Origin of the sequence: Roseateles sp., assembly GCF_036486225.1 — a bacterium.
Classification (GTDB): domain Bacteria; phylum Pseudomonadota; class Gammaproteobacteria; order Burkholderiales; family Burkholderiaceae_C; genus Roseateles.
The window spans coordinates 1-9,611 of the sequence record NZ_DASVNZ010000135.1; the positions used below are offsets into that span (position 1 = coordinate 1).

The window sequence follows — 9,611 nt, forward strand, 5'->3', positions numbered from 1 at the left end:
CCGACGGCCCCCCGGCTCCCGCAGCCGGAGCGAAAGCCTCAGAGCCTGAACACCGCGACGGCCTGGTTCAACTGGGCAGCCTGGTGCTTCAGACTCTCCGCCGCTGCGGCGGCTTCCTCCACGAGCGCGGCGTTCTGCTGCGTGACCTGATCCAGCTGCGTGATGGCGTCGCCGACCTGGCCGATGCCCTGGCTTTGTTCGACGCTGGCGTGGCTGATCTCCGCGATCAGGTCGGAGACCCGTTTCACCTGCTCGACGATCTGCCCCATCGTCTCGCCCGCCGAGCCTGCGATGCGGGTGCCGGCCTCGACCTTGGTGCCGCTGTCGCCGATCAGCGTCTTGATCTCCTTGGCCGCTGCCGCGCTGCGCTGCGCCAGTGCGCGCACCTCGCTGGCCACGACCGCGAAGCCGCGTCCCTGCTCGCCGGCGCGTGCCGCCTCGACGGCCGCGTTCAGCGCCAGGATGTTGGTCTGGAAAGCGATGCCGTCGATGGTGCCGATGATGTCGGTGATGCGGCGCGAGCTCTCGTCGATCTGACGCATCACCGCCACCACCTGCTGCACCGCCTGGCCGCCTTCCGCCGCGACGGTCGACGCGCTCTGCGCGAGCTGCGTCGCCATGCGCGCGGTCTCGGCGTTCTGCTTCACCGTCGCGGTGAGTTCTTCCATCGACGCCGCGGTCTGCTCGAGGTTCGAGGCCTGCTCCTCGGTCCGCTGCGACAGGTCGGCGTTGCCGCTGGCGATCTCGCCGGTGCCTGTCGCGATCGAGTCGCTGCTCATCCGCACCTGACCGACGATGCGGGTGAGGCTCTCGTTCATCCGTTGCAGCGCGCCCAGCAACTGCCCCGTCTCGTCGCGGCTGTCGACGCGGATCTCCGAGCGCAGGTCGCCGGCCGCGACGGCCTCGGCGACCTTCACCGCCTGCGCCATCGGCACGACGATCGCGCGGCTCAACAGCCACGCGGTGAACAGCCCCACCGCCGCGATCACGATCGCGCCGAATCCCGCCTGCCAGCGCAGCGCCGAACGCGCATCGGCCGCGGCCTGGCGGGCCTCCTGCGCGTGGGCCTCCTGCATCGCGACGAACTGTCCGATCGCCTCCAGGTACACCTTCACCGACGGCACGTACTCGTTCTGCACGATGCGGCTGGTGGCGCTCCAGTCGCCGGATGCGCCGGCCTCGCGCGCCTTCTTGCTGGCCGCGAGCAGCGTCTGCCCCAACCCGACGATCTCCTTGAGCTTGGCCTGGTCCTCCGGTCGTTTGGCCTCGGTGGCAATCTGCTCGCGCAGCTTGGCGACCTCGGGCGCGTCGTTGGCGATGTTGGCCTTGAAGAGCTCGCCGACCGCCGGGTCCGAGCTGATCGCGCTGGCCATGCTGCGCGCCACCGCCGTCTGCGTCATGCCCTGCCACTGGACGGACTTGCGGATGATGTCCTGCGCCTCGTTGATCGCCGCGCTGGATTCGCTGGTGATGCGATCGCCGCGCCACAGCGTGAACATGCCGACCACGAGCATCGACACGAGCAGCAGCACGATCGCGCCGTTGAGCTTGCTGGTCAGGGGAAGGTCGTTGAGCCGCATCGTCGTCTCCTTGGGGTTCTGGTTTTTCGATGTGAAGGCCTGGACGCACCGATTCTGAGCATCGCTTCGTGACGCTGCCAAGAGAGCTTGCGCTCCCGACGGTCCCGTGTAATCCCCTATGCCTGAAACGCCGCCGCGTCACTAGGGTGACGCGAGGCGGTCGGGGCGGTCGATAGACTGACTCGAACAGCCGGAATCAAGGCGCCCGTGCGCTGTCGGATCGCGTCCTTCGCGACCCGGCAGCCGAGAGGCTCCGGCAACAAAATCCAGGAGACGACATGGCACTGATGGGCCAGATGATGTCGATGCCCTTGCTGATCTCATCGTTGATCCAGCATGCGGCGCGCCATTCCGGGGATACCGAGATCGTCAGCAAGCGGGTCGAGGGCGATCTGCATCGCACCACCTGGGGCGCGGTCGAGTTCCGCGCCCGGCAGCTCGCGCAGGCCTTCGCGCGGCTCGGATTGAAAGCCGGCGAACGCGTCGGCACGCTGGCCTGGAACGGCCACCGCCACCTCGAGATCTACTACGGCACCTCCGGCTCCGGCCTGGTCTGCCACACGATCAATCCGCGCCTGTTCCCCGAGCAGATCGCCTGGATCGCCGGCGACGCCGACGACCGCGCGCTGTGCTTCGACCTGACCTTCCTGCCGCTGGTGGAGAAGATCGCGCCGCAGCTCGGCCAGGTGCGCCACTTCATCCTGATGAGCGACCGCGCCCACATGCCGGCGGAGTCCTCGATCCCCAACCTGCGCTGCTACGAGGACCTCGTCGCCGCCGAGGACGGGAACTACGTCTGGCCCGAGTTCGACGAGAACACCGCCTCCAGCATCTGCTACACGAGCGGCACCACGGGTCATCCCAAGGGCGCCGTCTACAGCCATCGCAGCTCCGTGTTGCATGCCTACGGTGCGGCGCTGCCGGACGCGATGGCGTCCTCGCGACGCGACGTGATCCTGCCGGTGGTGCCGATGTTCCACGTCAATGCGTGGGGCCTGCCCTACAGCACCGCGCTGGTCGGCTGCAAGCTGGTGCTGCCGGGGCCGCACCTGGACGGCAAGTCGCTCTACGAGCTGTTCGAGACCGAGAAGGTCACCTTCAGCGCCGGCGTGCCCACCGTGTGGCTGGGGCTGCTGAACTATGTCGGCGCGAACGGCCTGAAGTTCTCGACCTTCAAGCGGACGGTGATCGGCGGCTCCGCCTGCCCGCCGGCGATGCTGCGCACGCTGATGGACGACTACGGCGTCGACGTCATCCACGCCTGGGGCATGACCGAGATGTCGCCGCTGGGCACGCTGTCGCGGCTCAGCAGCCGGCAGCTGGAGCTGCCCAAGGAAGAACAGCGCCACCTGCTGGAGAAGCAGGGCAAGGCGATCTACGGCGTGGACATGGCCGTCGTCGACGACGGCGGCCAGGCGCTGCCATGGGACGGCAAGAGCTCGGGCAACCTGGTGGTGCGCGGCCCGTGGGTGATCGACAGCTATTTCGGCCATGACGGTTCGCCGCTGATCCGCGTCACCGGCGAGGACGGCCGCGACGCCGGCCTGTGGTTCCCGACCGGCGACGTCGCCGCGATCGACGCCGACGGCTTCATGCAGATCACCGACCGCAGCAAGGACGTGATCAAGTCCGGCGGCGAATGGATCAGTTCGATCGACGTCGAGAACATCGCGATGGCGCACCCCGCCGTGCACGAGGCGGCGGTCATCGCCGTCGCGCATCCGAAGTGGGACGAACGTCCGCTGCTCGTCGTGGTGCGCAAGCCCACCGACGCCGGCGCGGCGCTGACCCGCGAGGCGGTGATCGGTTTCTACGAGGGCAAGATCGCCAAGTGGCAGGTGCCCGACGACGTCGTGTTCGTCGACGAGATCCCGCACACCGCCACCGGCAAGATGCTCAAGCTCAAGCTGCGCGAGCAGTTCAAGGGCCACAAGCTGCCGGGCTGCTGAGCCCGCCGGTCCCGCGCGTCCGCAGCAGGTTCGCAGGAGGTTCGCCACCGTTTTTCCTCTCCGCAGTCCACCGCAGTCCGCTGCGGTCCGTCGTACCCGCCGCTTCACCGCCTTGCACACACACAAAGCACATCAGGAGACAAGCATGAGCAAGCACAGCACGCGTTCGATTTCCTCGCCCGTCCGTCCCGTGGCCCGCGCCATCGCGGTCGCGGCGTTCGCCGTCACGGCGGCCACCGCCGCCTACGCGCAGAAGGGCGAGACGGTGAAGATCGCCTGGATCGATCCGCTGTCGGGCCTGATGGCGCCGGTGGGTCAGAACCAGGTCAAGTCCTTCCAGTTCTTCGCCGAGAAGTTCAACGCCACCAACCCGGCCGGCGTGAAGTTCGAGATCATCCCGATCGACAACAAGCTCAGCCCGGCCGAGTCGCTCAACGCGCTGAAGTCCGCGATCGACCAGGGCGTGCGCTACGTGACGCAGGGCAACGGCTCGGGCGCGGCGCTGGCCATCATCGACGCCGTCAACAAGCACAACGAGCGCAATCCCGGCAAGGAGGTGGTGTACCTCAACCACTCGGCCGTGGACCCGGACCTGACCAACAGCAAGTGCAGCTACTGGCACTTCCGCTTCGACGCCGACACGTCGATGAAGATGGAAGCGATCACCACCTTCCTGAAGGACCAGCCCGACGTCAAGAAGGTCTACCTGCTCAACCAGAACTACGCGCACGGCCACCAGGTCGCGAAGTACGCCAAGGAAGGCCTGGCCCGCAAGCGCCCCGACGTGCAAATCGTCGGCGAGGACCTGCACCCGCTGGCCCAGGTGCGCGACTTCGCGCCCTACGTCGCCAAGATCAAGGCCAGCGGCGCCGACACGGTGATCACCGGCAACTGGGGCTCGGACCTGGCGCTGCTGGTGAAGGCCGCCTCCGAGGCCGGCTACAACGGCAAGTTCTACACCTACTACGCCGGCGTTACCGGCACGCCGACGGCCATCGGCGCCGCGGGCGCGGGCCGCGTCTACCAGGCGGCCTACAACTACAACAACATGGGCGGCCAGATGGACGCCTGGGCCAACGAATTCAAGGCCAAGTTCAACGACGACTTCTACACCGGCAGCGTCATCCACATCTACTCGGCGCTGGGCGCGGCGATGGCCAAGGCCAAGAGCACCGATCCGGTCAAGGTGGCCGCGGCGCTGGAAGGCCTGAAGTTCAAGTCCTTCAACGGCGACGTCGAGATCCGCAAGGGCGACCACCAGCTGCAGCAGCCGATCTTCATCTCGCGCTGGGAGAAGGTCGACGCCAAGCATCCGTACAACGTCGAGAACACCGGCTTCAACTTCGCGCCGGTGAAGACCTACGACGCCTACGTGAGCAGCACGCCCACGAGCTGCCAGATGAAGCGTCCCAGCTGACGCGCATCCGCACACCGCGAGCCGGACGGCTCGCGGTGGTGTCGCGTGATGCGACGCGATTGAGAGGATGAACTCTTGGAACAGATCCTGATCAACCTGCTGAACGGCCTGTCCTCCGGACTGCTGCTGTTCATGCTGAGCTCCGGCCTCACGCTGATCTTCAGCATGATGGGCGTGCTGAACTTCGCGCATGCGAGCTTCTACATGCTGGGCGCGTACGTCGCGTACTCCATCGCCGGGTGGATCGGGTTCTGGCCCGCGTTGTTCCTCGCGCCGCTGGTGGTGGGCGGGCTCGGGGCCGTGTTCGAACGGGGCGCGCTGCGGCGCGTCCACAAGTTCGGCCACGTCCCGGAGCTGCTGATCACCTTCGGCCTGTCGTATGTCGTGCTGGAGCTGGTCCAGCTGGTGTGGGGCCGCACGGCGGTGCCGTTCCCGCCGCCGCCGTCGCTGCAGGGCGCGGCCTTCACCCTCATTCATGCGCCGGGCCAGGCGCTGCAGATGGCCTGGGGCGAGGCGCCCGCCGCCGTCTGCGCCGTGGCCAGCTGCTCCAAGTTCCCGCTGACGCGCGCCTTCATGATGCTGGTCGCGCTCTTCATGCTGCTGTCGCTGTGGCTGCTGCTGACGCGCACCCGCATCGGCCTCGTCATCCAGGCCGCGCTGACGCATCCGGAGATGGTCGAGTCCCTCGGCCACAACGTGCCGCGCGTGTTCATGCTGGTGTTCGGCAGCGGTTGCGCGCTCGCGGCGCTGGCCGGTGTCATCGGCGGCGTCACCTTCGTCACCGAGCCGTCGATGGCGGTGCTCGTCGGCTCCATCATCTTCGTGGTGGTCGTGATCGGCGGCATCGGCTCGCTCGCCGGCGCCTTCGTCGCCTCCATCGTCATCGGGCTGCTGCAGACCCTGCCGCTGACAGTCGATGCCTCACTGGCCCAGGTCTTCAAGCTCGGCCCCGACACCTTCGGCTACCCGCTGCTCAAGCTCTCGCTGGCGCAGGTCGCGCCCATCCTGCCCTACCTGCTGATGGTGCTCATCCTGATCTTCCGGCCCAAGGGCCTGCTCGGCACGCGGGAGGGCTGACCGATGTCCGTCGTCATGTCTTCTTCCTCCACGCCTGCCGCTTCTGCCTCTTCTGCTGGCTCCGCGCCGGACCCATCGTCCGCCGCTCCGGCCAACGGTGGGACGCGTCGCGTCCATCCCCGCGCCAGGCGCGGTGAGACGTATCACTTCAAACCGCACAACGTCGGCCGCTGGCTGATCTGGGGCTTGTACGCGCTGGCGCTGTTCGTGGCGCCGCTGATGTGGACCAGCAGCCTCGCGCAGACGATGCTCTCGCAAATGGGCATCGCCATCATCGCCTGCCTGTCCTACAACCTGCTGCTGGGGCAGGGCGGCATGCTGAGCTTCGGCCATGCCGTCTACACCGGGCTGGGCGCCTACCTGGCGATCCACACGCTCAACGTCGTCGGCGCCGGTCAGCTGGCCTTGCCGGTCGGGCTGGTCCCCATCGTCGGCGGCTTGGCGGGCCTGTTCTTCGCGGCGCTGTTCGGCTATGTGTCGACGAAGAAGTCCGGCACCCCCTTCGCGATGATCACGCTGGGCCTGGGCGAGCTGATCTGGTCGATGTCGCTGATGCTGCCGGAGTTCTTCGGCGGCGAGGGCGGCGTCTCCTCCAATCGCGTCGTCGGCAAGGCGGTGTGGGGCATCACCTTCGGGCCTCAGATCCAGGTGTACTACCTGATCGCGATCTACGCCTTCGTCTGCACGGCGCTGCTGTTCGCGTTCACGCGCACACCGCTGGGCCGCATGCTCAACGCCGTGCGCGACAACCCCGAGCGCGTCGAGTTCATCGGCTACGACACGCAGTGGGTGCGCTTCCTCGCGTTCCTGATCGCGGGGTTCTTCGCCGGCGTGTCGGGCGGGCTGTCGGCGCTGAACTTCGAGATCGTCAACGCCGAGGTCGTCGGCGCGGCGCGCTCGGGCGCCTACCTGCTGTTCACCTTCCTCGGCGGCGCGACCTTCTTCTTCGGTCCCATCATCGGCGCCGTGCTGATGGTCGTGGCCACCGTGCTGCTGTCGGAGCTGACCAAGGCCTGGCTGCTCTACCTCGGCCTGATCTTCCTGTTCATGGTGATGTACGCGCCGGGCGGCATCGCCTCGCTGATCATGATGAACCTGCGGCTGGCGGCCTTCGGCAAGCTGCGTTCGCTGTGGCCGTCGTATCTCGGCCTGGCCGGCGCGGCGCTGACGATGCTGGTGGGCGGCTCGGCGATGGTGGAGATGCTCTACCACCTGCAGCTCAACGAGGCGCTCGGTCCGAAGATGAGCTACCTGGGCGTGGCGCTCGATGCGAAGAGCGTCGAGTCCTGGTTCGGCGCCGGCTTCGTGCTGGTGACCGGGCTGGGCCTGTTCGAGCTGGTGCGCCGCGAGTTCCGCGCCGAGTGGGACCGGGCCCAGGAAGAGATCGAGAAAGAGATCAAGCGGAGGGAGAGCCTGTGAGCGCGCACCACGCCCCTTATGCCTTGGAATTGAAGTCGGTCCGCAAGAGCTTCGGCAAGAGCGAGATCATCCGCGGCGCGGAGCTGGCGGTGAAGCCCGGCGAGCGCGTCGCGATCATCGGCCCGAACGGCGCCGGCAAGTCCACGCTGTTCAACCTGATCAGCGGCCGCTTCGCGCCCACCAGCGGCGAGATCCGGCTCTTCGGCGAGCGCATCGACCAGCTGGCGCCGTACCAGATCAACCGCCGCGGCCTGTCGCGCAGCTTCCAGGTGTCCAACCTGTTCACGCGGCTGTCGGTGTTCGAGAACATCCGCTGCGCGCTGCTCTGGTCCATGGGCCACAAGTACGCGTTCTGGAAGTTCCTCGCCGGCATGGACGACGTCAACGACCGCGTCGAGGAACTGCTGGAGATGCTGCACCTCGACAAGAAGCGCGACGTGCCGGCGGTGAACCTGACCTACGCCGAGGCGCGCGTGCTGGAGATCGGCATCACCATCGCCGGCGGTGCGCAGGTGATCCTGCTGGACGAGCCGACGGCGGGCATGAGCAAGAGCGAGACCAAGCGCTTCATCCAGCTGATCCGCCAGGTCACCGAGGGCCGCACGCTGCTGACGGTGGAACACGACATGGGGGTGGTCTTCGGTCTGGCCGACAAGATCGCGGTGCTGGTCTACGGCGAGGTGATCGCCTTCGACACGCCGGACGCGGTGCGCGCGAACCCGCGCGTGCAGGAGGCGTACCTGGGCTCGGTACTGGCCGAATCGCAGACCGCGGGAGCGCATGCATGAGCGTCGCCATGAACGACACCAACATCGGCGCGATGCGCGCTGCCTCGTCGGGGGCCGCGGCCGTCGCGGGCACGCGCGCGCTGCAGCTCGACAACGTCCACGCCTTCTACGGCAAGAGCCACGTGCTGCACGGCGTGACGATGGAGGTCCGCCCGGGCGAGATCGTCAGCCTGCTGGGCCGCAACGGATCGGGGCGCTCCACGACGGTGAAGACCATCATGGGCCAGGTCGACGGCACCGGCTCGATCGCCTGGGGCGGCGAGGCGCTGCTGGGTCGCAAGGCCTACGAGATCGCGCACCGCGGCATCGGCTACGTGCCGGAGAACCGGGACATCTTCCCCAAGCTCACCGTGCACCAGAACCTGATGCTGGGCGAGAAGGGCGGGAGCCGGCGCGGCGCCAAGCCGCGCTGGGCCTTCGACGACATGTACGCGATGTTCCCGCGCTTGAAGGAGCGCCAGCACACCGAGGCCGGCGTGCTGTCCGGCGGCGAGCAGCAGATGCTGACGCTGTGCCGCACGCTGATGGGCGACCCCGACCTGATCATGATCGACGAACCCACCGAAGGCCTGGCGCCCAAGATCGTCGAGCTGGTCGCGGAGTACCTCAAGGAGCTCAAGCGGCGCGGCGTGTCGGTGCTGCTGGTCGAGCAGAAGCTGGCCATCGCGCTGGAGATCTCCGAGCGCTGCTACGTGATGGGCCACGGTCGCATCGTGTTCGAAGGCACGCCCGCGGACCTGCGGGCGAATGCCTACGTGCGCAAGGAGTGGCTGGAGGTCTGAGCGCCGCGGCGGGAAGCCGCGGACCAGGGCCGTCCTGAACGCGCCGTTGGCGTCTCCGTGACGCGGCGGCGCATCCCGACATCCCCACCCCCCACGTTCGTGGTCCCCCGAGCGCGTTGCGCCGTCCCCTGATCCGGGTGGACGGCGACTCCCCGCCGCGGCGGGCCCGCACTACATTGATCGGCAGGAAACAAGAACAGGGATCCCCCCATGAATTCGGTGCAGCCATGGATGGTGGTCGTCGGGACGCTGGCCGGATTGGCCGTCGGTGGAGCCGCGGTGAGCGGCTGGTGGTGGCCCAAGCTCAGGCGCGCGCGCCGGCTGATCGATCGGATCGAGTCGTCGCGCCTGCTGCTCAACGAGCAGACCACGCAGGCCCGTCGCCAGATCGAGCGCCAGCAGATGGAGCTGGGCGAACTCCGCCTCGTCGTGGAACGGCTGCGTCGCAAGGCGGCGATCGCGGCCATGCCGCATGAAACGGTCGAGGGACCCGAGTCCATCCTGCCGCTCGACTCCGTCTCGCCGATCAGCGCGCCCACGCCGCTGCCGGCCTTCCGCCCGATGGAGAAACCCCGCGCGCCCGCACCCGCACCGGCGCC

8 protein-coding genes are annotated in these 9,611 nt (G+C 67.9%); 7 read left to right on the forward strand and 1 reads right to left on the reverse strand.

Features of this window, described 5'->3' with window-relative positions; genetic code table 11:
• Window positions 1-38: 38 nt before the first annotated feature.
• Window positions 39-1,580 carry a methyl-accepting chemotaxis protein gene (locus VF536_RS09125; RefSeq protein WP_331614522.1) on the reverse strand — a complete coding sequence of 514 codons (1,542 nt, stop codon included), beginning with the start codon at window positions 1,578-1,580 and terminating at the stop codon, window positions 39-41.
• A 278-nt stretch (window positions 1,581-1,858) separates the two neighbouring features.
• On the opposite strand from VF536_RS09125, the gene VF536_RS09130 reads away from it, so the two are divergent.
• The 7 genes from VF536_RS09130 to VF536_RS09160 all read left to right on the forward strand — a co-directional run.
• Complete coding sequence (locus VF536_RS09130; RefSeq protein WP_331614523.1) at window positions 1,859-3,529, forward strand: 3-(methylthio)propionyl-CoA ligase; 1,671 nt, start codon at window positions 1,859-1,861, stop codon at window positions 3,527-3,529.
• A gap of 145 nt (window positions 3,530-3,674) precedes the next feature.
• Window positions 3,675-4,946 carry a branched-chain amino acid ABC transporter substrate-binding protein gene (locus VF536_RS09135; RefSeq protein WP_331614524.1) on the forward strand — a complete coding sequence of 424 codons (1,272 nt, stop codon included), beginning with the start codon at window positions 3,675-3,677 and terminating at the stop codon, window positions 4,944-4,946.
• 132 nt (window positions 4,947-5,078) lie between these two features.
• The gene (locus tag VF536_RS09140) at window positions 5,079-6,023 is read left to right on the forward strand and encodes a branched-chain amino acid ABC transporter permease (RefSeq protein WP_414710323.1); all 945 of its coding nucleotides are present in this window, start codon (window positions 5,079-5,081) and stop codon (window positions 6,021-6,023) included.
• 15 nt (window positions 6,024-6,038) lie between these two features.
• On the forward strand, window positions 6,039-7,442 hold the full coding sequence (locus VF536_RS09145; RefSeq protein WP_331614527.1) for a branched-chain amino acid ABC transporter permease: 1,404 nt from the start codon (window positions 6,039-6,041) through the stop codon (window positions 7,440-7,442).
• On the forward strand, window positions 7,439-8,230 hold the full coding sequence (locus VF536_RS09150; protein WP_331614528.1) for an ABC transporter ATP-binding protein: 792 nt from the start codon (window positions 7,439-7,441) through the stop codon (window positions 8,228-8,230). The genes VF536_RS09145 and VF536_RS09150 overlap by 4 nt, the downstream gene beginning before the upstream one ends.
• Window positions 8,231-8,262: 32 nt before the next feature.
• On the forward strand, window positions 8,263-9,012 hold the full coding sequence (locus VF536_RS09155; protein ID WP_331614530.1) for an ABC transporter ATP-binding protein: 750 nt from the start codon (window positions 8,263-8,265) through the stop codon (window positions 9,010-9,012).
• Window positions 9,013-9,222: 210 nt separating this feature from the next.
• The coding region (locus VF536_RS09160; protein ID WP_331614529.1) for a hypothetical protein at window positions 9,223-9,611 on the forward strand (389 nt) is incomplete at its 3' end.

Bases quoted from the DNA above. Each gene is read 5' to 3' on its own strand.
- VF536_RS09125 (WP_331614522.1), bottom strand. From the start codon at position 1,580: ATGCGGCTCAACGACCTTCCCCTGACCAGCAAGCTCAACGGCGCGATC.
- VF536_RS09130 (WP_331614523.1), top strand. From the start codon at position 1,859: ATGGCACTGATGGGCCAGATGATGTCGATGCCCTTGCTGATCTCATCG.
- VF536_RS09135 (WP_331614524.1), top strand. From the start codon at position 3,675: ATGAGCAAGCACAGCACGCGTTCGATTTCCTCGCCCGTCCGTCCCGTG.
- VF536_RS09140 (WP_414710323.1), top strand. From the start codon at position 5,079: ATGCTGAGCTCCGGCCTCACGCTGATCTTCAGCATGATGGGCGTGCTG.
- VF536_RS09145 (WP_331614527.1), top strand. From the start codon at position 6,039: ATGTCTTCTTCCTCCACGCCTGCCGCTTCTGCCTCTTCTGCTGGCTCC.
- VF536_RS09155 (WP_331614530.1), top strand. From the start codon at position 8,263: ATGCGCGCTGCCTCGTCGGGGGCCGCGGCCGTCGCGGGCACGCGCGCG.